At 67.5% G+C, this 24,494-nt stretch carries 20 protein-coding genes; 12 read left to right on the forward strand and 8 right to left on the reverse strand.

From position 1 onward, the window contains the following. Positions 1-7: 7 nt before the first annotated feature. From ACT86A_RS12705 to ACT86A_RS12720, 4 genes are all read right to left on the reverse strand, one after another. A complete protein-coding gene (locus tag ACT86A_RS12705; protein ID WP_445092277.1) occupies positions 8-1,969 on the reverse strand; it encodes a glycosyltransferase in 1,962 nt (653 codons plus the stop codon). Positions 1,970-1,975: 6 nt separating this feature from the next. Beyond that, a complete protein-coding gene (gene glf, locus ACT86A_RS12710) occupies positions 1,976-3,205 on the reverse strand; it encodes a UDP-galactopyranose mutase (RefSeq protein WP_445092278.1) in 1,230 nt (409 codons plus the stop codon). A 676-nt stretch (positions 3,206-3,881) separates the two neighbouring features. Beyond that, positions 3,882-4,646, reverse strand: a complete 765-nt coding sequence (locus tag ACT86A_RS12715; RefSeq protein ID WP_445092279.1) for a MerR family transcriptional regulator — start codon at positions 4,644-4,646, stop codon at positions 3,882-3,884. Positions 4,647-4,753: 107 nt separating this feature from the next. Beyond that, on the reverse strand, positions 4,754-5,698 hold the full coding sequence (locus tag ACT86A_RS12720; protein WP_445092280.1) for an EamA family transporter: 945 nt from the start codon (positions 5,696-5,698) through the stop codon (positions 4,754-4,756). An 88-nt stretch (positions 5,699-5,786) separates the two neighbouring features. Between ACT86A_RS12720 and ACT86A_RS12725 the strand changes: the two genes are divergently transcribed. Next, positions 5,787-6,287, forward strand: a complete 501-nt coding sequence (locus tag ACT86A_RS12725) for a MarR family winged helix-turn-helix transcriptional regulator (RefSeq protein ID WP_445092281.1) — start codon at positions 5,787-5,789, stop codon at positions 6,285-6,287. Positions 6,288-6,368: 81 nt separating this feature from the next. On the opposite strand, the gene ACT86A_RS12730 is transcribed toward ACT86A_RS12725, so the two are convergent. Further along, positions 6,369-7,847 carry an LGFP repeat-containing protein gene (locus ACT86A_RS12730; protein ID WP_445092282.1) on the reverse strand — a complete coding sequence of 493 codons (1,479 nt, stop codon included), beginning with the start codon at positions 7,845-7,847 and terminating at the stop codon, positions 6,369-6,371. 361 nt (positions 7,848-8,208) lie between these two features. Here ACT86A_RS12730 and ACT86A_RS12735 point away from each other — a divergent pair, with 361 nt between their 5' ends. After that, entirely contained in the window at positions 8,209-10,746 is a 2,538-nt protein-coding gene (locus ACT86A_RS12735; protein WP_445092283.1) for an N-acetylmuramoyl-L-alanine amidase, read from the forward strand. Between the two features lie 3 nt (positions 10,747-10,749). Here ACT86A_RS12735 and ACT86A_RS12740 read toward each other — a convergent pair whose 3' ends face one another. After that, on the reverse strand, positions 10,750-11,550 hold the full coding sequence (locus tag ACT86A_RS12740) for an HAD family hydrolase (protein ID WP_445092389.1): 801 nt from the start codon (positions 11,548-11,550) through the stop codon (positions 10,750-10,752). 191 nt (positions 11,551-11,741) lie between these two features. On the opposite strand from ACT86A_RS12740, the gene ACT86A_RS12745 reads away from it, so the two are divergent. The 5 genes from ACT86A_RS12745 (at position 11,742) to ACT86A_RS12765 (ending at position 18,274) form a co-directional block, all read left to right on the forward strand. Next, complete coding sequence (locus tag ACT86A_RS12745; protein WP_445092284.1) at positions 11,742-12,719, forward strand: ABC transporter permease; 978 nt, start codon at positions 11,742-11,744, stop codon at positions 12,717-12,719. 66 nt (positions 12,720-12,785) lie between these two features. After that, positions 12,786-13,706 (forward strand): ABC transporter permease, encoded by a 921-nt coding sequence (locus ACT86A_RS12750; RefSeq protein ID WP_445092285.1) that lies wholly within the window; start codon positions 12,786-12,788, stop codon positions 13,704-13,706. 130 nt (positions 13,707-13,836) lie between these two features. Continuing rightward, entirely contained in the window at positions 13,837-15,681 is a 1,845-nt protein-coding gene (locus ACT86A_RS12755; protein ID WP_445092286.1) for an ABC transporter ATP-binding protein, read from the forward strand. A gap of 254 nt (positions 15,682-15,935) precedes the next feature. Further along, positions 15,936-17,615 carry an ABC transporter family substrate-binding protein gene (locus ACT86A_RS12760; protein WP_445092287.1) on the forward strand — a complete coding sequence of 560 codons (1,680 nt, stop codon included), beginning with the start codon at positions 15,936-15,938 and terminating at the stop codon, positions 17,613-17,615. Further along, on the forward strand, positions 17,612-18,274 hold the full coding sequence (locus ACT86A_RS12765; RefSeq protein WP_445092288.1) for a hypothetical protein: 663 nt from the start codon (positions 17,612-17,614) through the stop codon (positions 18,272-18,274). The genes ACT86A_RS12760 and ACT86A_RS12765 overlap by 4 nt, the downstream gene beginning before the upstream one ends. Positions 18,275-18,345: 71 nt before the next feature. Here ACT86A_RS12765 and ACT86A_RS12770 read toward each other — a convergent pair whose 3' ends face one another. Both ACT86A_RS12770 and ACT86A_RS12775 read right to left on the reverse strand, forming a co-directional pair. Next, positions 18,346-18,786: a type II toxin-antitoxin system VapC family toxin gene (locus tag ACT86A_RS12770; protein WP_445092289.1), complete on the reverse strand. Its 441-nt coding sequence runs from the start codon at positions 18,784-18,786 to the stop codon at positions 18,346-18,348. Beyond that, positions 18,783-18,998 carry a type II toxin-antitoxin system VapB family antitoxin gene (locus tag ACT86A_RS12775; RefSeq protein WP_445092290.1) on the reverse strand — a complete coding sequence of 72 codons (216 nt, stop codon included), beginning with the start codon at positions 18,996-18,998 and terminating at the stop codon, positions 18,783-18,785. The genes ACT86A_RS12770 and ACT86A_RS12775 overlap by 4 nt, the downstream gene beginning before the upstream one ends. Before the next feature lie 115 nt (positions 18,999-19,113). On the opposite strand from ACT86A_RS12775, the gene ACT86A_RS12780 reads away from it, so the two are divergent. The 5 genes from ACT86A_RS12780 (at position 19,114) to ACT86A_RS12800 (ending at position 24,345) form a co-directional block, all read left to right on the forward strand. Beyond that, positions 19,114-19,836, forward strand: coding sequence for a FadR/GntR family transcriptional regulator (locus tag ACT86A_RS12780; RefSeq protein WP_445092291.1), 723 nt, complete (start codon positions 19,114-19,116; stop codon positions 19,834-19,836). 23 nt (positions 19,837-19,859) lie between these two features. Further along, positions 19,860-20,576 (forward strand): sterol desaturase family protein, encoded by a 717-nt coding sequence (locus ACT86A_RS12785; protein WP_445092292.1) that lies wholly within the window; start codon positions 19,860-19,862, stop codon positions 20,574-20,576. A 239-nt stretch (positions 20,577-20,815) separates the two neighbouring features. Beyond that, positions 20,816-21,019, forward strand: coding sequence for a hypothetical protein (locus ACT86A_RS12790; RefSeq protein WP_445092293.1), 204 nt, complete (start codon positions 20,816-20,818; stop codon positions 21,017-21,019). Further along, positions 21,016-21,981: a DUF8832 domain-containing protein gene (locus ACT86A_RS12795; RefSeq protein WP_445092294.1), complete on the forward strand. Its 966-nt coding sequence runs from the start codon at positions 21,016-21,018 to the stop codon at positions 21,979-21,981. Before ACT86A_RS12790 ends, ACT86A_RS12795 begins: the two co-directional genes overlap by 4 nt. A 39-nt stretch (positions 21,982-22,020) precedes the next feature. Continuing rightward, positions 22,021-24,345, forward strand: coding sequence for a heavy metal translocating P-type ATPase (locus tag ACT86A_RS12800; RefSeq protein WP_445092295.1), 2,325 nt, complete (start codon positions 22,021-22,023; stop codon positions 24,343-24,345). Positions 24,346-24,494 lie beyond the last annotated feature (149 nt).

A 24,494-nucleotide genomic window follows, 5' to 3' on the forward strand; every position in this document is an offset into this window, starting at 1 on the left:
CCGAGACTCACTGCTGTCCTTCCTTCGTGTCGATACCGAAGACCTTCTCCCACGCCGCGGTGCTGGTCAGCTGCGGGTGGGCGGCGCGGTAGCGCTGCTGCATCTCCGGGAAGCGCGCGGCCAGCTCCTTGCGCAGGCTCATGGCCTCCTTGAACAGGCCGAGCGCCTGCCGCGGATCGCGCTTGCGGTAGACGACACCGCGGCCGTCGGCCGTGGTGACGGTGACGCCGTCGACCTGGGAGAGCAGGAACCACCGCGCGTCCAGCGTCGGCACGTTCAGCTGCGGGGTCTCATGGTGTTCGGGGTGCGCGGGGCGGAAGTTGTGCACGACGCCCTTGACCAGCCGGACCAGCTTGGCGATCGGGTTGGCGGGCTCGGCTACCGCGCCGACACCGAGATGACTGGCCAGCGGCAGTTCGGTGGACGAGGGCAGGATCACCGCGTCCGGGTACTGCTTGCGCAGTTCGTGCACCGCGCCGAGGGCGCTCGGCAGCAGCTGGAACAGCCGCTCGGGGCCGGCGAGGAAATCCCGGATCGCCAGGTTCTGGATGGCGACCGTCGAATACTCCAGGCAGAGCAGGTGTTTCAGGGTCGCTTTGACGGTGTTGACGACCATGCCCCGGCCGTTGCCCGGCAGGTGCAGCGAGGCGACCACCAACCGGTTGCGCAGATGGAAGTACGCCTGCCAGTCGATCGCGTCGTCCTTGTCGCTCCAGGCCATGTGCCAGACCGCCGCGCCGGGCAGCGTGACGGTCGGATACCCCGCGGCCCGCGCGCGCAGACCGTACTCCGCGTCGTCCCATTTCAGGAACAGCGGCAGCGGCTGGCCGAGTTCCTCGGCGACGCGGCGCGGGATGACGCAGGTCCACCAGCCGTTGAAGTCGACGTCGATGCGCCGGTGCAGCAGCTTGGAGTTGTCCCGGTCCTTGAGCGGATACTTCGAGAAATCGTGGTCGTATTCCACGTTCGGCGCCGCGGTCCACATGAAGATGCCGCGGTCGACGACCTCGCCCATGACGTGCAGGTGGGAGCGCTCCTGCAGGTTGAGCATCTGGCCGCCGACCAGCGCCGGCGACTTGGCGAAGCGGGCGAAGGCCAGCGCGCGCAGGATCGAGTCCGGCTCGATCTCGATGTCATCGTCCATGTAGACGATGTATTCGGCGTCGGTGGTCTTCAGCGCCTCGTACATGACCCGGCTGTAGCCGCCGGAGCCGCCGAGGTTGGGCTGATCGTGGATGGCCAGCCTGCCGCGCAGCGCCGCGGCCGATTCCGCGAAGCCGGGCTCGTCGACCACCTTCCGAGTGCCTTGGTCGGGGATGATCACGGCCTTGATCTTCTCCAGCACCAGCGGGTCCGAGCCAAGAGCGGCAAGGGTTTTCACCGCATCGGTGGGCCGGTTGAAGGTGGGCATGCCGACCGCGATGCTGCCCTCGCCCGGCGCCTCGACCGGCGCGTACCAACCGCCGGACAGCAGCGTGACGGCGGTGTCGGTGGTGATATCGAACCAGATCCAGCCGCCGTCCTCGAACGGGCCCAGGTCGGTCTCGAATTCCACGACCACCGAGTCGGCGCCGCTCGCCACGGCGTCCCATCCCGCCCCACTCCCACCCGCGAATTCCTTGCCCTGCACGTGGATACGCGAGCCGTCGGCCTTCGACCGGTACACGTCCACGCGGCCGTGACCGGCCAGTTCCAGCCGTAGCACCACCGACGACAGGATGCTCCAGCGCCGCCAGTAGCTCGCGGGCAGCGCGTTGAAGTAGGTGCAGAACGAGACCTCGGACTCCGCGCCGATCGACAGCGAGGTCCGGGTGGGGGCGTGCGCGCGCCGGGCGTTGGTGGCCGACTCCTCGACGTAGAGGGTGCGCACGTCCAGCGGTTCGCCCGGCCTGGGCAGGATGATGCGCTGCAGCAGCGACTTCGCGCGGGTCTCGGTGGCCGGGTCGGCCAAGATGGATTGGGAGGTCATGTGCTCCTACGCCTCCTGATCGGTGCCGAGCGGGGCGCCGTCTGCCAGGGTGGGCCGCAGCACGTTGTCGAATGTGCTGAGCGCGCTGCCGATCGCCATGTGCATGTCCAGGTACTGGTAGGTGCCGAGCCGGCCGCCGAAGACGACCTTCGCCGTCGCTGTCTCGTTCTTGGCCAGCTCACGGTAGGCCAACAGCTTTGCCCGGTCGTCCGGGGTGTTGATCGGGTAGTACGGTTCGTCGCCGGTCTGCGCGAACCGGGAGTACTCCCGCATGACCACGGTCTTGTCGGCGGGGTACTCACGTTCCGGGTGGAAGTGGCGCGGCTCGATGATGCGGGTGTACGGCACGTCCGCGTCGTTGTAGTTCATCACCGAGGTGCCCTGGAAGTCGCCGACCGGCAGCACCTCCGTTTCGAAATCGATGGTGCGCCAGCCCAGCTCGCCCTCGCTGTAGTCGAAGTAGCGGTCCAGCGGGCCGGTGTAGACGACCGGCGCGTCCGGGCTTTCGGCGCGCACCTGCGCACGGACGTCGAACCAGTCGGTGTTCAGGCGCACCTCGATCAGATCGGAGGCGGCCATGTTCTCCAGCCACTTCGTGTAGCCCTCGCGGGGCAGACCCTCGTAGGTGTCGTTGAAGTACCGGTTGTCGAAGGTGTAGCGGACCGGCAGACGGGTGATGTTGCCCGCGGGCAGTTCCTTCGGGTCGGTCTGCCACTGCTTGGCGGTGTAGTCGCGCACGAACGCCTCGTAGAGCGGGCGGCCGATCAGGGAGATCGCCTTCTCCTCGAGGTTCTGGGCATCCTTGGTCTCGATCTCCGAGGCCTGCTCCGCGATCAGCTTGCGCGCTTGTTCCGGCGAGAAGTAGCGGCCGAAGAACTGGGAGACCAGACCGAGGCCCATCGGGAACTGGTAGGCCTGCCCCTTGTGCATCGCGAACACTCGGTGCTGGTACCCGGTGAACTCGGTGAACTGGGTGACGTAATCCCACACCCGCTTGTTCGATGTGTGGAACAGGTGCGCGCCGTACTTGTGGATCTCGATCCCGGTTTCCGGATCCGGCTCGGAGTAGGCGTTGCCACCGAGATGGTGGCGGCGCTCGATCACCAGAACCCGTTTACCCAGCACGGTGGCGGCGCGTTCGGCGACGGTCAGCCCGAAGAATCCGGAGCCGACGACGATCAGATCGAACTGTGAGGCGGAATTGACGGAGTTACCCGGGGACGATGCGACGGTCACGGGAGCCCAGCGTATCGGAAGTCTCCGTCGCGCCCGGGTGCAGTCGGAAGCTGCGCTGGGCGGCCCCGCTCCCCGTCCCGGTTTCACCCCGATGACCTCTGAATTTCGCCTGACGTTTGCCGAAAAAAATCGCTCTGGCAACCGGGCCGGGTTTCACTGCTCGACCGGCTGCGCCCGGTTGTTTCCGTCCGCACCTTCACGCACCGGCAGCCGGAGTCCAGCGCGCCGATCAGGTACTGGAAGACAGCGCCTCATCACCCGGTCACACACCAGAATCGTCGAGCCGAATATGCACACCACCCCCGAAGTCCGGCGCCGCCGAGGTGGACCCGACAATCGACGGCCTACACGCGGAAGCCGCCCACTCCTCCTGGTGTCCGACCACCGAAGACGTCGCTGCCCGCCCTCGGATGCGACGGACGCCCAAACCTGGCGATGGCGTGACGTGCCCGGTATCGCGTTGGTCAGGCCACGTCAGGGGTGCGGTCGAGACTGTGGCGGAAAGTGGCCGAACTGAGGCGCCGGTGGCTGGTAACCGGACTGCGGCGGTACAGGTGAAGCAGCCGGGCGACTTGTAGCACCGCGCCTTACCGCGCCGTCCGACCGCGATCGACTCGGATGACGCCGAACGGACGACGGCCGGTACGCCTAGTACCGGCCGTCGGATCGTGGTGAGCTACAGCCGCTGCTCGGCGTAGACCTGCATCGCGTCGCGCAAAAATTCCGCGGTGCCCGCGCCGTGCACGTCGTAGTTCGCCGCGAAACGCGGATCGGCTACGTACATCTCGCCCAGGTTGACGAACGCCTCCTTCTGCACGGGGCGGCCTTGCCAGCCGATGCCGATCCACTCGTAATGGCGCTGGACGATGGCCTGTACCTCATCGGCTCCGGGCGCGAGCCCGGCGGCGCGTGCCCGGCCGTAGTCGGCGGCGATGTCGAGATGGGTCTGCTGGAAGGCCTTCTTGTCCGCGTCGGACAACGAGCGCCACCAGCGGTCGCCGCTCTCATAGGCCGCTTTGCCCCAGCGTTCGATCACCTCGTCCTTGTACTTCGCGTGGTCGAAGCCGTCGAATACTTCTGCTGCCACGAGTTGTTCACCTCTTTCCGTCTTGTGCAGTGTGGTTTGCACCGACTCGATCCGGCGCCGGAGCCGATCCTGTTCCTGCCGCAGCAAGCCCAGATGCGTGCGCAGCGCAGCGGTGGTGTCCTGTTCTCCGGCAAGGACTTCGGCGATGACCGGAAGGCCGAGGCCCAGTTCTCGAAGCAGCAGGATGCGTTGCAACCGCACAAGGGAGCCCTGGTCGTAGTAGCGATACCCGTTGCCGCCGATCCGGCTGGGCGGCAACAGCCCCAGCTGCCCGTAGTGGCGCAGCGTGCGACTGGTGGTACCGGCCGCCTTCGCCAGATCTTGAATGGACCATTCCCCGGTGACCATGGCCATGACCGCGTTCTCCCTTCTCGTCTCGTCGGTGCAACCAGCATGCAAGTTGACGTTACGACAAGGTCAAGCCCTGACCAGGCCGAGATTCCAGGCCGAGAACGCCGCCTTCAGCGCGGCACGGGAACGGACGCGGCCACGACGGGCGACGTGTCGGGACTGCCCGTGACCTTCGGAGCAGCCGTCTTCTGCCCCAGCAGGGTCCCACCCAGCGCGATTGCCACGCCGAGCACCTGCAGCGCGGTGAGCGCCTGCCCGAGCACCACCCACCCGATCACCGCCGCGGATACCGGGCTGAGCAATCCGAGGAAAACCACCGAGGTCGCGGACGCCCGGGCGATGCCGCGGAACCAGAGCCAGTAGGCCACCGCCGTCCCGATTACGCCGAGATACAGGTAGCCGCCGACGGCTTCGGCGTCCAGCGCGGGCGGAGCACCCTCGATGAGCAGTGCCAAGGGCGCGATGAACAGGCCACCCGCGGTGAGCTGCCAGCCGGTCATGGCCAGCGGGCCGACGCCATCGGGGCGGCCCCATTTCTTGCTCAGCACGGTGCCCGCGGCCATCGAAGCCGCGGCCCCGAGACCGGCGAGCACACCGACGGTATCGAGTTGCGCGTTGGCACGCAGCACGACGAGCGCGACACCGACTACACCCGCCACGCCGCCGAGCAGAGCGCGGCCACCAGGCTTATCGCCCAGCGCGACAGCCGCGATGACGAGCGCGAAGACCGGAGCGACGGCGGAGAGCACCGCCGCGACGCCCCCCGGCAGGCGATAGGCCGCGAGGAACAGCAGCGGGAAAAACGCACCGATATTGAGGATCGCGAGGCACGCGACGCGGCCGATCCACCTACCGTGGGGCAGAACCCGGGTGAGGGCGAGCAATGCCAGCCCCGCGGGCAGCGCACGCATGAGTGCGGTGAACAACGGACGGTCCGGCGGCAGGAATTCGGTGGTGACAGCGTAGGTCGAGCCCCAGACGACCGGGGTGAGCGCGGTGAGCGCCAAGGTGCCCGCGACCCGGCTGTCGGCCGACCGGGCGGTGCGTGTCGTCATCTGCCCTCCTCATTGATATTCTCAACGTTAAGATATTTCTTGCGGCGAATAGATTAGCATTGAGATTCTTTCCATCGAGAGGAGTGTGATGTCGGACGCAGTGGACCTCTTCGCGGCCCACTGGCATCGGGAGCGGCCGGAGGTCGACGTCGCGCCGATGCTCGTAATCGCCCGGATCCAGCGGCTGGCGCGGCTGGTGGACCAGGATCTCAAGCGCTTCTTCAGCGAATTCGGCTTGGAAGTCTGGGAATTCGACGTGCTGTCCGCGCTGCGCCGTTCCGGCGGCGCCGACGGACTCACCGCGGGCGCGCTTCTGAAGGCCACCATGGTCACCTCCGGCGCGATCACCAACCGCATCGACCGGCTGGCGGCCAAAGGGCTGGTCGAGCGCCGGGCCTGCCCCGAAGATCGCCGAGCAGTCCGGGTCCGGCTGACCGAGAAGGGCCGCGCACTCATCGACGACATACTGCCCCGGCACATGGGCAACTTACAGCGAATGCTTGCGGCACTGGACCTTTCGTCCCGCGAACAGCTGGCGGACCTGCTGCGCAGCTTGGCCGAGTCACTCGGCGACGCACCATCAGAGTGATCTCGCCGCATCTGTGCCCGAGCAACTCATCCGCAACGACAAACCCCTGGCCTCGCCCAGCCGGAGTCGGTGAACGGCCCGCTATTCGGCACGCGGCAACACAGCAGATGGAACCGAACCGGCCGGCGCCGCAGCCCCAGATGGAGTCGCGCCTGCGAAGGGCGTGGGCTCAGTGCCCGCAACCGCGCCCACCGATGGCGCGGATGTAGCAGGGGCGGATGCAGCGGGGGCAGCCGCGACTGTCGGCGAGTGCGCACTGTCAGGTCCGGCCACACCACCCGACGGAAGCGCACCACCAGACGGAGCCACACCACCGGACGGAAGCAAAGCATCGGCGCTGGGCGCGTTACGAGCCGGAGGCAGACCAGTCGCGGGTGCCGTGGACGGAATCGGCTGCGCCCCAGCGGGGTTCGGCACCAACTGCAACAACCGCGTGAAGTCGACCACCTGCGCCCCGAGCGTCGGCGTCGCGATGATGACGCCCTTGGTGTAGAGCCGGTAGGTGCCCGCGTGCTGCGGCAGGATCATCTCTGGGCCGAGCGGCGTGCCGAGAGTACTGGTCGAGCCACCGATCCGGCGGTACTCGGCATCGATCGCCGATTCGGTGCCAGACCGCTGTTTGCGCGGGTCCTCCGGCGGGGCGGTGGCGAGCAGTTCGCCCGGGGCGGGGCCGACGTCGAAAGTGCGGATGTCCACGGGTTCTCCACTGTCGGGCGCGGCGGAGTATTCCGTGCGGAGGATGCGTCCGTCGCGCAGCAACACGGTGCCCGCGGTGGCGGCGACTGCGGCGGCCGCCCGGGGATCTTCCTTCGTCGTGCCGGGATACTCCTGGCAGTCGGTGGTGTCGCAGGTCTGGGCGTACGGATAGCGCTGCTCGGCGAGTGCGTACGAGCGCGCCGCGATCGCCTGCGCCCGTAGCGCCTCGGCCGCGCCGCTGTCCGCCCAGTTGGCCTGCACCTCGGCCGGGACCACGCCGAGCAGATAATCCTCGACGTCCACCTGGTTGACCGTGCGGATTGCCCCGTTCTCGATGGCGACGCCGAGCGCGCCGCGATACGCGGGTCCCCCGCACAGGGTGAGATGTTCGGCTGCGGGACGATTCGGGCGGCCGTCGATCGGGCGGATCCACGGATCGTCGGTCGCCGCCTGCCACAGCACCTCGCCGTCGCAACCGACCGTCACGACGACGTTCGCTCCGCCGCCCGGCAGCGGCGTCAGATGCGCGACTTGACCGGGCGCCACGTCGCGGCCCGCTACCCGCGAACCAGCGTCGGCGAAGACGTCCAGGGACGAGTCGTCCCGCCCCATGAGACGGACCCGGATCGCGGTTGGCGCGACGGTGGCGAGCACTGCGCCGGGGTAGTAGTGCGCGAGAATGCGTTCGGCGACCCACCCGTCCTGTGCGCTCTCGAACGCGCCGACCTGACTCATGCCGCGCCCGTGTCCCGGCCCGGCCACGGTGCGGTACGGCGTGTCGGCCGGTCCATCCGTCAGCACGAACACGCCGCCGGTGACCATTACGGCAACGCCGGACAACAGTGCGGCAACGCCGGTTAACACTGCGCGCAGCGGCGACCGGATGACCGCTCGTCGATTCCGGCCTGTCCGGGGTCGGGCACGGCGGATAGTTCGCACCGCGCATTTCGCCGTGCTCAGCGCTCCTGCATTCCGGTGCATCCCTGCACTCCCATGGTTTCCGGGGACCGGTCGATTCGACACCGGTCGGCATGTCGTCCCCCGCCCGTCGCAATCCGAGAGCTACATTCAAGCAATCATAATTCTCAACTAGAGGTTTAGACACGTGACAATTGTGGTCAATGTGATTGTTGATACATCAGGTAGCAACCCCGAATTGCTCGAGATCACCGGTTCGACCTGATTGGAGACGCTCGTGCGGTACGGCACACCGAAACATTCCTACGTGCTCCCGGTTGTCACCGCCCTCGTGGTGGCGGCGCCGCTCGCAACGATCACCCGCAGCGCTTCGACCGACTACCGGACCGCCACCGACAGCGACCCCGCGGTGACGGCGCAACTCGCCGAAGTCGCGCTAACCAGAGCACCGGACATCGTGCTACCACTGCGCGAACTAACCGGATTGAACCTGCCCGATCTGCGCCTTTCCGACCTGCGCATGCTGCCGATTCCGGAATCCATCCCGGTGCCGGGCGGGCTACCGCTCCCACCCGGCGGGCAGCTCCCCGAAGAAATACCGATACCCGGAACGGATTCCGGCCGGGCATCCGACAGCCCGAGTTCTCCCGCTCCGGCGAAAGCCTCGAGCAGCCCGGGAAGCGTGCGCTTCATCGCGGATCCCGCGCGACTGCAGCCCGGCACCACGCCCGACACGCCCGCGCTGTCGCCCGGCGCCGTGACCCCCGAACTGATGACGCGAGTGGGGGCGCAGGTGAAAGAACTCGCGCGCGACACCCTGTTCAGCATGGTCGCGCTGACCGCCAAGGAGCTGACGAACACCAGAGCCACCATCCGAGCCCGGCAACCCGACGGCACCTGGGGGCCCTGGTACGACACCGAACCTGTCGAGACCCACCGCACCGACCGCTCCGGCCCAGGCGCGATCGACGGCACCGAGCCGATCTACGTCGGCAACACGAACGCGGTACAGGTGCTGGTCACGCGCAGCCGAGCCGCGGCGCCGGTAGAGCGGCCCGTGGCGATCGCGGATGATCCGGTCCAGCAGACCGAGCCGTCCTCCGCCGATCCGGCCCAGGAGACTGTGCCCGATCCGGCCCAGGAGGCCGTGCCCGATGCGGACCCCGCCCAACACACCGGCCCCCGCCCGGAGGAGCCGACCCAATTCCAGTCCGACGATGGCGCCGAGCAGCCCCCCGATCTGACCGCCGTGCTCATCGATCCCGGCCGGGGCGACATCGACGGTTCACTGCACAGCGTGGCGACGCCGCTGCCCGGCGGTGGACCGAACGTCATCACCCGGGCCCAGTGGGGCGCGGATGAATCGATTCGCTGCGAAGACCCGACGTACGACGACGGCCTCGGCGGTGTCACCGTGCACCACACCGCCGGTCGTAACGACTACAGCAAGTCCGAATCGGCCGGAATCGTCCGCTCGATCTACACCTATCACGCGAAAACATTGGGCTGGTGCGACATCGGGTACAACGCGCTGGTCGACAAGTACGGCCAAATTTTCGAAGGACGCTTCGGCGGCCTCGACCGGCCGGTGCAGGGCGCGCACGCCGGCGGGTTCAACGAGAACACCGCGGGTGTGGCGCTGATGGGTGACTACGAATCCATCGCACCGACCAAGGAGTCCATCGACGCGATCGGCGCTTTCATAGGCTGGCGCAGCCGGATCGCCGGACTGGACCCCAAAGGCTTCACCACGATGTATTCCGAGGGGACGTCGTTCACCCCGTATGCCAAGGGCGAGGCCGTGCGGTTGCCGGTCGTCTTCGCGCACCGCGACGTCGGCCACACCGACTGTCCCGGCGATGCCGCATACGCGTTGATGGACCGGATCCGTGATATCGCCGCCGGCGCGCCGGGTGGCTCCGGCGGATTCCACAGCCCGCCCGCCCCCAGCATCGACGTGGCAGCCCTCGCCGCACTGACCACCAAATTACTGAACATGGTGCAGGACAACCTCATTGCCAGGCACTGGTCGCTGTCGGGCGGACCCGATGGACCACTCGGCGCCGCGCAATCGGAGGTACTGCCCGCCGCGCAGGGCCAGCAACACGTGAAGTTCACCAACGGCGACGTCTACACCGTGCCCGGCGGTCAGGTCGTCGAGGTGCTGGGCCTCATCCGGGACCGCTTCCTGCAACTCGGCGCCGACACCGGCATCCTCGGGCTCCCGCTGCACGACGCCTATCCCGTCCCGGACGGCCTGCGCGCCGACTTCCAGCACGGCTCATTGATCCTCGATCAGCTCACGGGCATCGTGACCACCGTGTGGAAGACCTACCAGGACGAACTGAACCGGAAAAGCCCCGTCGCCGCTCCGGCGAGCGTCCCATTCCCAGAAGGCGCCACTCCCGCTGCTCCGCCGTCTGCGATCAACCCGGCTCCCGACGCCCGAACCCCGGCCGGTCCGGAGTCGCCAACCGCGCCTGCCCCGGTAGCCGAAGGCGTCCCGGCACCTGCCGGCCCCACGGACCAAACCATCCCCGCACCCACTGACCAGGCCCTATCCGACAGCCAGAGTCCGGTACCGGGCCCTCCCGCCGATCCCCCGCCCGCAGCTGTAGCGCCTGCCCGCGTGGAAACCAACTACGCTGCGGCTCACCTACCTGATGGCGAACCACGCTCCATCTCATCACCTGAAGGCTGGACCCCGCTGCCCTGGACAGTCGATCCGGCGCCGACCGCACCAGGCACCACCACGGCACCGCACCTCTATCCACTCAATCGGCACCCTCGACAGCTGACACCCAAGCACCACCGCAGCTCCCTCATCCCGCACCAAGCTCACTGACCCTCACACCCACCAGCGTTCGAGGACGCGGGCGACTCCGTCGTCGGAGTTCGATTCGGCGACTTCGTCGGCGGCGGCGAGGGCTTCGGGGTGGGCATTGCGCATCGCGACGCCGAGACCGGCCATGGTGAGCATCGGGACGTCGTTGGGCATATCGCCGAAGGCGACGATGGTGGCCACGTCCACGGCCAGACGCTGGGCGACCACCGTGAGACCCGACGCTTTGGTGACGCCAGGTGCGGACAGTTCGATGAGGCCGTGTTCGGTCGAGTAAGTGATGTCGGCGCGCTCCCCGATCAGCGGAGCGAGCACCGTGCGCATATCTGAGCTGCGCGCGCCGGGCAGCCGGATGAGCATCTTGATCGCCGGTGCGTCGATGACCTCCGCACGGGCAACCGAAGTGTCGTCCGGATTGAGCCAGGCATGCTCGTACTGGGGTGAGCTGACGAATTGTGGCGTCACCGCGTCGTGCGCCTTCTCGCCCACGCGTTCCGCGGCCAAACCGCAGCCGGGCAGCGCCCGCTCGGCGACATCGGCGAGCCAGGCCAGCGTCGGCACGTCCAATGTCATGCTGGCCAGCACCCGATCGGCGGCGCTGTCGTAGATCACCGCGCCGTTGCCGCACACGCACAGCGGCGCATACCCCAGTCCCTCGACCACCGGCGCGACCCAACGCGGCGGACGACCTGTGGCGAGCACAAACGGCACACCATCGGCGATCAGCGCACCCACCGCCGCCTTGGTCCGCGCGGTGACCCGCTCGTCCGGATCGATGAGCGTGCCGTCGACATCGGTAGCGACCATCTTCGGCTTGGGCAGGTGCAAGGGACTCACCTCGTCCATCCTGCCGGACAGCCCCGGACCGCCGCCGGGCCCATAGCCGGATCGGGATCGGACATGCCCGAACGTCTCGTGGCACGCGCGGCGGCGAAGACGTCCTTATGATCGGGGGCTAATACCGACGCTGGCTCGCCAGCCGAAAGACCAGAGGACTGATGACCGGCTTCCTGCTACGACGCGCGCTCAACTATGTCGTGCTGTTGCTGCTGGCTTCGTTTCTGACGTTCAGCCTGGCGTCCCTGACGTTCCGGCCGCTGGACAGTCTCGAACAACGTAACCCGCGCCCACCGCAAGCAGTGATCGATGCCAAGGCCGAGCAGTTGCATCTCAACGAGCCGATCCCGCAGCGCTATATCAGCTGGCTGAAGGGCATCCCGCAGGGTGATTTCGGTACCACGCTGGCCGGCCAGCCGGTCAGCGAGGAACTGCCGCGCCGGGTATTGGTGAGTCTGCGGCTGCTGCTGGTCGGCTCACTGGTCGGTACCGTGCTCGGGGTTCTGATCGGCGCGGCGGGGGCGATTCGGCAATACAAGTTCAGCGACTATTTCACCACGGTGGTGTCGCTGCTGGTCTTGAGCACGCCGGTGTTCTTGCTCGCGACATTGCTGAAGTACGGTGCGCTGGAGATCAATTCGCTCACCGGCCAGCAGATCTTCCTCTATACCGGCGAGACGTCGGCGAACGCGATCGACGGCTTCGGGCCGCAGCTGCTCGACCGCGTCCAGCACTTGATCCTGCCCACAGCCACGCTGGCTCTCGGCGCCATGGCGGGCTACAGCCGCTACCAGCGCAACGCCATGCTCGACGTGCTCCAGAGCGATTTCATTCGCACCGCTCGCGCCAAGGGCCTCACCCGCAGCAAAGCGCTCTACAAACACGGCCTGCGCACCGCGCTGATCCCGATGGCGACGCTGTTCGCCTACAGCCTCGGCGCTCTGATCACGGGCGCGACCTTCACCGAGAAGATCTTCGGCTGGCACGGTGTCGGCGAGTGGCTGGTCGACTCGATCAATGCCCAGGATCTATACGTGGTGGTGACGGTGACGGCGTTCGCCGGCTTGGTCGTGCTGGTGTCCGGTCTGCTCTCCGACATCGTGTACGCGATTCTCGACCCCAGGGTGCGTGTGGGATGAGCGACCGGACCGTAGGCGGCGGCCCGCGTAACCACGTAGGGCCCGCGAATCCACCATGGGGGCAGCATGACTGAAGCCGAGATCATCGTCCAAGGCGCTCCCGCGGTCACCGCGACGGGACGACGTAAGCTGGTCCTGCGTCGCTTCCTGCGCAACAAACCGGCCGTCGCCGGCGGCATTGTCCTGATCTTGCTGTTCGTAGTCAGCTTCGCGCTCCCGCCGGTACTGCCGTACGACTACCAGCAGCTGGATTACACCGCGCTGCTGCAGCCACCAAGCCTCGAGCACCCCTTCGGCACCACGCAGATCGGCCAGGACGTGCTCGCGCAGACCCTGCGCGGTTTGCAGAAATCCTTGATCATCGGCCTGTGCGTCGCGCTGATGTCCACCACGATCGCGGCGACCGCGGGTTCACTGGCCGGGCTGCTCGGCGGCTGGACCGATCGCGCGATCATGTGGCTGGTCGACCTGTTGCTGGTGGTCCCGAGCTTCATCATCATCGCGCTGTTCGCGCCGCGAACCAAGGGCAGCGGATCCATTCTGCTGCTGATCATCCTGCTGTCCTGCTTCGGTTGGATGATCTCCGCCCGGATCGTGCGCGGCCTGACGCTGAGCTTGCGAGATCGCGAATTCGTGCGCGCCGCGCGGTATATGGGCGCGCCCACCCGCACGGTGATCCTCAGCCATATCATCCCGAACATCGCCTCGATCTTGATCATCGACACCACGCTCACCGTCGGCTCGGCGATCATGGCCGAAACCGGGCTGAGCTTCTTGGGATTCGGCGTGCAGCCCCCGGACGTGTCGCTCGGCTCGCTGATCGCGACCGGCACCAAGTCGGCGCTGACCTACCCGTGGCTGTTCCTGTTCGCAGGTGGTCTGTTGATCACTACCGTACTGTGCGCGAACCTGGTCGGCGACGGACTGCGCGACGCGTTCGATCCCGGCGCCAAGCGGGCGCGGTCGAAGAAGAAGGCGCGCGCATGACCGGTCGAGTTCGCATCACCACGCAGGGCCCCGGTCATGCGAGAAAGGGCACGCGCATGACCGGTCGAGGTCCGCAGGCGGCAGTACGCGTCACCACGCAGGGCCCCGGTCATGCGAGAAAGGGCACAGCATGACCCAGTCGACCACACCGCTGCTGGAGATCACCGACCTGCGCGTCAGCTTCCCCAGCGAGGAGGGCCGGATCGAAGCGGTCCGCGGCGTCACCTACACGGTGTCCGACGGTGAAGTGCTGGCCATCGTCGGCGAATCCGGTTCGGGCAAGTCGGTGTCGTCGTTGGCGGTGATGGGGCTGCTGCCGGAGCAGGCGCGGATCACCGGCTCCATCCGGTTCCGCGGCCGCGAACTGCTCGGACTCGGCGACCGGCAATTGTCCCAGCTGCGTGGCAGTTCCATCAGCATGGTGTTCCAGGACCCGCTGTCCGCGCTCACTCCGGTCTACCGGGTGGGCGACCAGATCGCGGAAGCCCTACTGGCGCACGGCAAGATGAGCAGGTCCGAGGCCGCCGAACGAGCGGTGGAATTGCTCGACCTGGTCGGCATTCCCGACCCGGAGGTGCGGGCCAAGGCGTTTCCGCACGAATTCTCCGGCGGCCAGCGTCAGCGCGTGGTCATCGCGATGGCGATCGCGAACGATCCGGCACTGATCATCTGCGACGAGCCGACCACCGCACTGGATGTGACGGTGCAGAAGCAGATCCTCAACCTGTTGCGCAAGGCGCGCGATATCACCGGTGCGGGCGTCATCATGATCACCCACGACATGGGCATCGCCGCCACGCTGGCCGACCGTGTCGCGGTGATGTACGCGGGCCGGATCGTCGAGACGGCGACCGCCGCGGAGTTGTTCAACGCGCCGCGGATGCCGTACACCGTGGGCCTGCTCGGTTCGATTCCGCGCATGGACGGCCCTGCGCGCCGTCCGCTCATCCCGATCGTCGGCGCGCCGCCCGCCATGCACGCGCTGCCGCCGGGCTGCTCGTTCGCGCCGCGCTGCCCGGTAGCGATCGCGGAATGCGCGGCTGCCGAACCGCCGCTGGAGATGACCGAGCCGGGGCACTCCGCCGCCTGCATCCGCACCGCCGAGGTCGGCACGGACACGCTGTTCGAGGCTTACCGCAGCGAGATCTCCGAACCGGAGTCCGAACCCGACGTGGAAACACAGGTGGTGCTGCGGGTCTCCGATCTGGTGAAGGTCTTCCCGATCACCTCCGGTGTGGTGATCCGCCGCCGCAAGGGCGAGATCAGGGCGGTCGACGGCATCAGCTTCGAGGTGCGAGCCGGGCGCACCTTGGCGCTGGTCGGCGAGTCCGGCTCGGGGAAGTCCACCACCCTCACGCAGATCCTCGACCTGATTCGCCCCCAGGCGGGCACCATCGAGATCATGGGCAGCGACGTCGCGACGCTGCGAAAGTCGCGCAGGCGGGAGATCCGGCGGAAGATGCAGATCGTCTTCCAGGATCCCACCGCGTCGCTGGACCCGCGCCTACCGATCTTCGACGCCCTCGCCGAGCCGCTGCGCATCGACGGACGGCCGCGGGCCGAGATCGCCCGCCGAGTCCCGGAGTTGCTCGAGCAGGTCGGGCTGCGCCCGGAACACGCCGACCGCTACCCCGGCGACTTCTCCGGCGGCCAGAAGCAGCGCATCAGCATCGCCCGCGCGCTCGCGCTGGATCCGGAACTGCTCGTGCTGGACGAGCCGGTATCCTCACTGGACGTCTCGATCCAAGCCGGTGTGCTGAACCTGCTGCGCGATCTGCAAGCCGAGCGCGGACTGTCCTATCTGTTCGTCTCCCACGACCTCTCGGTCGTGCGCAACCTGGCCCATCACATCGCGGTCATGTATCGCGGCAAGATCGTGGAATACGGGTCCGCCGAGCAGATTTTCGCGGCGCCGACGCACGAGTACACACGCGCGCTGATCGATGCTGTTCCAGTGCCGGCCGTGAGCCGTTAGGAAGGATGAGGCGCGATGCGGATCCGATCGCTCGAGGCTGCACCCGGCCGCGCCGGTCGGTTCCGGTCGTCGCGTTCGGACTCGCGGTCGCGGGGGTTCAGCGCGGACGGCGCCGAATCGGGCGGTGGCTGTCCGACGTTATCGGCACCACAAGCGACATCAAATCCGCGGGTCCCCGGACTCGCCTCATACAACTACACCAAGATTGGTTTCCTGAAGCAGACACGCAGCAGCGCTGCGGGAAGGAGCGAACCATGCGGATTCGTGCACTGACGACACGGCTGGCGATCGCCGCGGTCGCGATCGGTTTGGTGGCCTCCGGGTGTAGTTCGGACAACGAGGGGGCGGCCGCGGGTTCGTCCGCCGAGCTCGGCACCACCAACGACATCAACCCGCACGATGTCAGCGAGCTACGCGACGGCGGCAACCTGCGCTTGGCGATCTCCGCGTTTCCCGCGAACTGGAACTCGCTGTCCAACGACGGGAACGACGCCGAGACCGGCGGGATCGAACGGCCGATGATGCCACGCGCGTTCCGGACGAACGCGGCGGGCGAGCTTTCGATCAACCCCGATTACTTCACCGACGTCCAACTGACCAATACCACTCCGCAGCAGGTCACCTACACGATCAATCCCAAGGCCGTCTGGTCCGACGGCACCCCGATCACGTGGGAAGACATCCAGTCCCAGGCCAACGCGCTCAGCGGCGCGAACAAGGCCTTCCTGATCGCCATCAACAACGGGTTCGATCGCGTCGAGAAGGTCGAACGCGGCGTCGACGACCGGCAGGCGATCATCACGTTCAACAAGCCCTACGCCGAATGGCGCGGGCAGTTCGCGGGCAACACCTTCCTGTTCCCCAAGTCCGTCACCGCGACCCCCGAGGCGTTCAACAAGAGCCTCGTCGACGGCATCGCGTTGACCGCGGGACCGTTCCTCGTGCAGTCCACCGACCGGGCGCAGGGACGGATCGTGCTGGGCCGCAATCCCAAGTGGTGGGGCGACACCCCGAAGCTCGACACGATCACCTTCAGCGTGCTCGATTCCTCCGCCCAATTGCCCGCGTTGCAGAACAACGAGATCGACGCGGTCGGCCTTGGTACCCGGGATGAACTGAGGACCGCGAAGAACACCTCGGGCATCGCCATCCGCCGGGCGCCGGGAAACAGCTGGAACCACTTCACGTTCAACGGCGCACCGGGTTCCATCCTCGCCGACCAGAAGCTGCGCGTGGCGATCTCGAAGGCGATCGACCGGCAGGGCATCGTCACGGCTATTCAGCACGGCCTGGTGGAGAACCCGAAACCGCTCAACAACCACGTCTTCATCCAGGGGCAGAAGGGATACCAGGACAACAGCCTCGGCTTCGATCCGGCCGCCACCGCCAAGGAACTCGATGACCTGGGCTGGAAGCTGGTAGGCGACGTCCGCGAGAAGGATGGCCGCAAACTGGAGATCCGTGACGTCATGTATCAGGACGACACCTGGGTGCAGATCGCGCAGATCATCCAGCAGAACCTCGCCGCCGTGGGCGTCAAGCTGAATATCGAGACCAAGCCCGGCAAGGGCTACTTCACCGATGTGATCCAGCCGGGCAACTTCGATGTAGCGCAGTGGACCTGGGTGGGTGACCCGTTCCCGCTCGGCAGCCTCAACCAGATCTACGGCTACAACCCGGGCGACCTGCAGGGCAACTACGGCCGGATCGGCTCGCCGGAACTGAATGCGCTGATCGAGCAGACGGTCTCGGAACTCGACCCCGCGAAGGCGATCGAGCTGGCGAACCAGGTCGATCGCAAAGTATTCGAGGAAGGCCATTCGCTACCGCTGATGCAGTCCGCGGGCAATGTCGGGGTGCGCGCCGACTTGGCGAACTACGGCGCTGCCGGACTCGCCTCGCTGGACTACACGAAAGTCGGCTTCCTGAAGTGAGCCCCGGATCGGGCCACCCGCTGGCCTATCCGCTCACGGTGACGATCGGCGCCCTCGCGGTTTGTGCTGCGTGGGCGCCGTTCGGCACGCTGGATCAGGTCGCGGCGATCGCGGCGGTCGTGCTTGGTGTCGTCGGGTATACGGGGTATCGGCTCGCCGTTGCAGTCGGGCTGGTGCGGTTACGGCGTTCGAGTTCGCCGGGAACCGTCCGCGTCACCCGGGTGCGCCAACAGCACCGGCTGACCAGTCGTTCCTGGTTGCAGCTCGGCGGTGCGGGGCGCCCGCGCTGGCTTCCGGTCTACTTCGACCCGGTGCTGGTGAGCCTGACCGAAACGGAGGTGGAGTGCAGCGATCGCACAATCCACATCGCCGGACGACGCCTCTATCCTTGCGGCCGCATCCGCGAGGCCGAGCCGCCTGGGCGCTTGATCGACAACCCCAGCCGCCCGGATAATGACGCCTGCGCCCATACAGCGGCGGCCATTCGGCTGCGCCGCCGCCTCCTGCTCGACGCTCAATCCATCGTCGCCGCCCCCTTCGCGGCTCTGCTGTGGGTCTACATCGACGGTGGCGGCCTTCCCGCTTTCCTCGCCGCCACCACCATCGCCGCCGCGATCACCACCTGGCTGTCCGCCATCCGCGGCTCCGACCCCACCTGAGATCCGAACACTCCAGGTCCATCCGGCGGCTTCGGACAGTTCCCGCCCCTCTTTCTGGTACCGCTGGTGGGTTACTCGGTCTCCTCGTTGGGCAAAATCCGTAGCTGTTTCAGCTCCGGAACCGCGCGCTGGATAGTGACGAAATCCGTGTCGTTGTGCACGACCGTCGCGTCGTGCCGCAGCGCGACGGCGGCGATGTGCACGTCTGTGGTTTGCGCTCCGCGTCCCGCGCCGATCCTCCAGAGGACAGACCTGATCCGCTCGACGTGCTTCTCGGCTTCGTCATCGAATTCCAGCCACCGGAACACCGAGCCGTACAACTCCGTGATGAACTTCAGATCCCGGGTGTTGCGTGCGCTGAACCGCGCTTCGTCCATAGTCACCACGCACGCACCGAGGACGCCGCCGACCGCGAGTTGGTCGATCTTGCGCTGCACCATTGGCTCGGCCCAGTAGTGGGACATCACCGATTGATCGAGCAGGTAGTGGGGCCGATCGCTCGACAGTGTCACCGGGGGTCTGCCGCCATGACGTCAGCGAGTTCTTCCTCGGTCAGGAAGGGGTTGTGATCCACTCGCTGCAACCGGGACAGAGCCGCACGCTGTCGATACCCCTGCACCAGTTCCGACATGGCGAGGTTGATGACGGCCTTCTTGGTGGTGAGGCCGGTGAGCCGCATGGCCTCGGCAAGGACCTCGTCCGGAATCTCTACCGTAGTCGCCACGACACCTCCCATATTATGAATTGCTCGCATTAATAATACGCCCGAACCGTAATACACCCTCGGACAACTGGTCTGACCACTTGACCTCCTGACCAACTAAGCGCACGGTAGAGCCATGGCGTTGCGACCTGTAGTCAAGCGATCGGTATCGGCGGACGTGTTCGAGCAGATCGCGGCGGACGTGCTCAGTGGGGATCTGGCCCCTGGAGCGACGCTGCCCAGCGAGCGGCAGTTGGCGCAGGCCCTGGGGGTGTCGCGGCCCGCGGTACGGGAAGCGCTGCAACGGCTCGCGGCGGCCGGGTTGGTGTCCGTGCGTCAGGGCGACGCGACCACCGTGCTGGACTATCGGCGCGGAGCCGGGCTCGAGATTCTACCCAGGCTGCTGGTGCAAGCCGGGGAACTGGACCCCGCGGTGGCGCGCAGCATACTGGAGACGCGGCTGCACAACGGGCCGAAGGCGGCGGAACTGGCCGCACGCCGCGTCGGCGCGACCGGCACCGACGCGGCCCGCGCGCTGCTCGACGCGTCCATCGAAGCGCTTGCCGCCGAACAGGATCCGATCGCTCGGCAGCGGCATGCGCTGGAGTTCTGGGATCACGTCGTCGACACGGCCGATTCCATCATGTTCCGGCTGATGTTCAACATGTTGCGCGCCGCCTACGAACCGGCGCTCGCGGCGCTGTCCCCGGCCATGTCCGCCGAGGTGGGCAACGTCGAGGCATACCGCGAACTGGCCGCCGCCATAGTGGCGGGCAGGCCACAGAAGGCCGCCACTACCGCTCGGGCGCTGCTCGAACCGGCAACCACCGCTTTGCTCGAGGCCATCGGCGGGCCCTGAGCACGCACACCCCAGGAACACCCATGACGAAATCCGAGGCATTCGAACCGAATACGGCCGACACGGAGGCACGCGCCGAAGCGCGCCGGGACAAGCGGGCATTGCGCCGTGAACTATCCCTCGGCCAAGCGTTGCGCGAATTCCTCCGGCATCCTTCGCCGTGGATGATCGCGACCACGCTGGTGGGCGCGTCGATCGGCCGGGTCGTCGGCGGCGACTGGCAGCCGACCGACCTGCTGGTGCCCGCGGCGATGCTGGCGGTTTTCCCGGTTTTCGAGTGGATCGTGCACGTCACGGTGTTGCACTGGCGGCCGCGGCGGGTCGGCCCGATCCGTCTCGACAGCGAACTCGCGCGCAAACACCGCGAGCACCATGTGGACCCGCGCAACATTCCGCTGATCTTCATTCCGACGAGGACGCTCTGCGTGCTGATCGTCGCGCTGATCGCCCTGGCCGGATTCACCTTCCCGCGCCTGGGCCTCGGCCTGACCTTCCTGATCACCATCACCCTGCTCGGTCTCGGCTACGAGTGGACGCACTATCTGATCCACACCGACTACAAGCCGAAAGGCTCGCTCTACCGCGCCATCTGGCGCAACCACCGCCACCATCATTACAAGAACGAGCACTACTGGTTCACGGTCACCACCTCCGGCACCGCCGATCGGCTCTTCGGCACCCACCCTGACCCGGCCACCACCGAAACCTCCCCGACCGCCCGCAACCTGCACTCGGCCTGATCCGGCCGCCGCAGTCCGGAGTTCGGCAACCATCGCGCGTCGGCACCCGGTATCGGCCGAGGCTCACGCCGCTTCGACTCCCGCCATCGCCTACCCACTCGGCCGGACGATCCCGACCCCAGGTTCGGCACATCGTGGAGCGGATTTTTTTTCCTGTGTCCCGCACCACCCTTGACGGACTAATACCCTAGGGGGGTATGGTAAGAATCGTGTAGGGCAACCCGAAGAGGAGATCGACCATGAGCACCCCCGCCACCGATACGACCCGCGGCCGTCGCGCCACCTCGGTCCCGGACGAGCTCGGCGGAGTCTGCGACGTCGACTCCGCCGCCGCCGGTCTCGCCGACAGCCGGGTGACCGTAGAGCCCACCGAACCCTCCGGCGCGGTGGTTCCAGCGGCCTACCCGGTCGCCGCTCGAGTACCGAACGGAGCACATCGATGAACGCATCCATCAAGCTCGGCGGTTTCGCCCTCGGCCTCGCGGCGGTCTTCGGGATCGCGCTGGCAACCGGCGCGGTCATCGGTCCCGAGCCCGCCGCACACAACTCGGGAAAACATGACGGCCCCACCGAGCAGGGCGCGGCCCATTCGGAAGCCCTACCCGCGGGAATGCTGGCAACCGAGCGCGGATACACCCTCCGCTTGGAGAATTCCCAGGCCCCGGCGACGCCGAGTACACCGCTGCGTTTCCGCATCTTGGACCAGAACGGGGTGGCCGTCACCCGCTACGTACGCAACCACGACAAGGATCTGCACCTGATCGTCGTGCGCCGCGACATGGCCGCCTTCCAGCACGTGCACCCGGCGCTGGGCGCAGACGGAACCTGGAGCGTCCCCATCGACCTCACCCGCGCCGGCGACTATCGCGTGTTCGCCGATTTCATCCCGGACGCTGGCGACAACCTGACTTTGGGCGCGGATCTGCGGGTGCCAGGTAACTACGAACCGCAACAACTCCCGCCCGCGACCAACACCGCCACAGTCGGCGATTACAGCGTGACGCTGGACGGTGTCGTCGTCCCTGGTCAACCGTCGACGGTAACCCTGTCGGTTCGCCGCGGCGGCAAGCCGGTCGACGACCTCCAGCCCTACCTCGGCGCCTACGGTCACCTGGTGGCCCTGCGCGCCACCGACCTCGGTTACCTGCACGTCCACCCGGAGGGTCACCCCGGCGACGGCGTGACCCCGGCTGGACCGGGCATCACCTTTGCCCTCACGGCGCCGAGCGCGGGCGACTACCGCCTGTTCCTCGACTTCCAGCACGAGGGCGTGGTCCGCACCGCCGAGTTCACCCTGTCCGTCCCCCCGAGCATCCCCGCCCAAGGCACCCCCTCCGCAGGCACCGCCACGCACACCGAACACACTGGTATGCAGCAGCCGGCGCCGGGCGGACACAGCCACTGACTCGTCGATCCACCGCCCGCGCAGAACGGAGCACCCACGATGACCACCGCGACGCAACCATCGCCCGCCCGGCAGGTCGAGCTGGTGATCGGTGGCATGACCTGCGCGTCCTGCGCCGCTCGCATCGAAAAGAAGCTGAACAAGCTCGACGGCGTCACCGCGACGGTGAACTACGCCACCGAGAAGGCCCGGGTCGAGGTCGCCGGCGACGTCTCGCCCGACGATCTGATCGCCACCGTCGAGCAGGCCGGTTACACCGCGGCACTGCCCGCCCCGCCGAAGCCGCCGGAGATCGCGACCGCCGAGGACGATCCGGCCGCCGCGTTGCGCACCCGCCTGCTGGTCTCGCTGGTGCTGTCGCTGCCGGTGGTCGCCATGGCGATGATCCCGGCCCTGCAGTTCACCAATTGGCAGTGGCTTTCGCTGACCCTCGCCGCGCCGGTCGTCGTGTGGGGCGCGCTGCCGTTCCACCGTGCGGCGTGGACAAACCTGCGCCACGGCACCGCGACCATGGACACCTTGATCTCGACGGGAACGCTCGCGGCCCTGGGCTGGTCGGTGTACGCGCTGTTCTGGGGCACGGCGGGCACCCCGGGAATGACCCACCCGTTCGAGTTCACCATTTCCCGGATGGACGGCACCGGCAATATCTACCTGGAGGCCGCGGCGGGGGTCACCACCTTCATCCTGGCCGGGCGCTTCTTCGAGGCTCGGGCCAAGCGGCGCGCGGGTGCGGCATTGCGGGCCCTGCTCGAACTGGGCGCGAAAGAGGTCTCGGTGCTGGTGCCTCGTGCGAGCGACCCGACCGCGGGAGGGCGCGCGCGCGACAACGGAGAACCCGGGGCACACCGCAGCGGATACAGCGAGGTCGAGCAGCGGATTCCGGTGGAACAGCTGACCGTCGGTGATCGTTTCGTCGTGCGCCCAGGCGAGAAGATCGCTACCGACGGCATCGTGGTGGAGGGCTCCTCGGCCGTCGACGCCGCGATGCTCACCGGCGAGTCGGTGCCGGTAGAGGTCGGTCCCGAGGATGCCGTGGTCGGCGCGACCGTGAACGTCGGCGGCCGGATCGTCGTGCGCGCCACCCGGATCGGTTCCGACACCCAGCTGGCCCAGATGGCGAAGCTGGTCGAAGACGCGCAGACCGGCAAGGCCAAGGCCCAGCGGCTGGCCGACCGGATCTCCGGCATCTTCGTGCCGATCGTGATCGCGCTGTCGGTCGCGACGCTCGGATTCTGGCTCGGCACCGGCGGTTCCGTGGCGGCCGCGTTCACCGCCGCCGTGGCGGTGCTGATCATCGCCTGCCCCTGCGCGCTCGGGCTGGCCACGCCGACCGCGCTGATGGTCGGCACCGGACGCGGCGCCCAGCTGGGCATCTTGATCAAAGGCCCCGAGGTGCTGGAATCGACTCGGCGGGTGGACACCGTGGTGCTGGACAAGACCGGCACCGTCACCGCCGGCCGGATGACCCTGCTCGACGTCATCCCCGCCGCAGGCGAGCAGGCCGGGCGGATTTTGGCACTTGCTGGAGCACTGGAGGATTCGTCCGAACACCCGATCGCGCAGGCCGTCGCCAAGGGCGCCCGCGAGCGGGTCGGCGAGTTGAAGCCCGTCGAAGACTTCGCGAACGTCGAGGGACTGGGCGTGCAGGGAGTGGTGGACGGTCACGCCGTGGTAGTCGGCCGGGCCCGCCTGCTCGCCGACTGGTCGCTGCACCTGGACGACGACCTGACGCACGCGATGCGCGCGGCCGAGGCCGAGGGCAAGACCGCCGTCGCGGTGGGCTGGGACGGCACGGCGCGTGGCGTGCTGGTGGTCGCCGATGCGGTGAAACCGACTTCCGCCGAAGCGATTTCCCAGCTTCGCGCGCTGGGCCTCGCCCCGATCATGCTCACCGGCGACAACCAGGCCGCCGCCGCGGCGATCGCCACGCAGGTCGGCATCGATGACGTGATCGCCGAGGTACTGCCGCAAGACAAGGTGGCGGCCGTCAAGCGGTTGCAAGCCGAGGGCAAGGTGGTCGCCATGGTGGGCGACGGCGTGAACGACGCCGCCGCGCTGGCCCAGGCCGACCTGGGCTTGGCCATGGGCACCGGCACCGACGTCGCCATCGAGGCGAGCGATCTGACCCTGGTGCGCGGCGACCTGCGGGCAGCGGCGGACGCGATCCGCCTCTCGCGCCGAACGCTCACGACCATCAAGGGCAATCTGTTCTGGGCGTTCGCCTACAACGTGGCCGCGATCCCACTGGCCATGGCGGGCCTGCTGAATCCGATGCTCGCGGGCGCGGCGATGGCGTTCTCATCGGTCTTCGTGGTCAGCAACAGCCTGCGGCTGCGCAGCTTCCGCTCAGCGGCACGCTAACGATGACACCGGACGGGACGGCACCCGGAGTGTCGTCCCGTCCGGGCATACGCCAGGAGGTCTTCGTAGCAATGCCTGCGCATCACGCCATCGGCAGGAGTACCCGCGCAAGCGAATCCGAAACGGGAGAGGTTCAGCCGCGGAGGGTG

The sequence above is a fragment of the Nocardia glycosmidis genome, assembly GCF_052545115.1.